This window comes from Microbacterium sp. MRS-1 (genome assembly GCF_000585455.1).
GTDB classification, from domain to species: Bacteria; Actinomycetota; Actinomycetes; order Actinomycetales; family Microbacteriaceae; genus Microbacterium; species Microbacterium laevaniformans.
This window is the reverse complement of the sequence record NZ_JAUF01000044.1, coordinates 1-850: the sequence shown is the minus strand read 5'-3', so window position 1 is coordinate 850 and position 850 is coordinate 1. Positions and strand designations below refer to the sequence as shown.

The 850-nt window shown below is 67.9% G+C and carries 1 protein-coding gene; it reads right to left on the bottom strand.

Going from position 1 to position 850, the window contains the following annotated elements; translation table 11 throughout:
* The coding region (istA, locus tag AS96_RS08930) for an IS21 family transposase (protein WP_231477192.1) at positions 1 to 771 on the bottom strand (771 nt) is incomplete at its 3' end.
* Positions 772 to 850 lie beyond the last annotated feature (79 nt).

The following is an 850-nucleotide window of genomic DNA, read 5'->3' as shown; positions in this document are numbered from 1 at the left end:
CGCTTTATCCAGCCAGCCCTGCAGCTGGGCGTTGAAGTCCGCCGACGAGGTGAACGTCCTCCCGGGCATGAACGAGGTCTCGAACCAGCCGTTGCGGCGCTCCACGATCCCCTTAGACTCCGGGTCGAACGGCTTCAGCTGCACGACCTTCGTCGCGAGAGTCCCCGCGAACGCGGCAACCCCCTGCGCGAGGCGGCCGCGCTGGCCGATGCCGGACTCGTTGTCCCAGATCAGCCGCCGCGGGACCGCGCCGAGCTGCTGAATCAGCTCCCACGACCCCAACAGCAGATCCTCCGTCTTCCTGGTCGGGAGCATCCGCGCCGTCACGAACCTCGAGTGCGCCGCGACGATCACCAACACCGGCAACAGCGCCGTCGTGCCGTCCTCGAGCGGAATCCTCCTGGGTGGGAACCACAGATCGCACTGCGCCGCATCACCCGCCGCCCACGACAGCCGATCCGCCGGATCCACGGGCCGATGCTCCGGCCGCAGCCGCTTCACGTTCTCCCGGAACCACGTGATCGACCCGCACCACTCGACGCGCTCCGCGATCACCGTCGCCGGCATAGACGGATGCTCCACGAGCAACGCCCGCACCCGCGCCTCGAACGGCGTGAACGACGTCTCCACCGGCGGCCGCTCATACTTCGGCGGCCGCTCGGACGCCAACGCTCTATCGACCGTGGACCTACCGATACGGAGCTGCCTCGCGACCTGCCGACGCGGAACCCCGTCCGCGACAAGCCGCCTGATCAACGCCCAATCTTCCACCGAGATCACCCACCCAATCTGCTCTGGGTGGCCTCGTTTTCGCCCGCCGTTTATGCGTCAGATTGGAGCGTCGCCGACA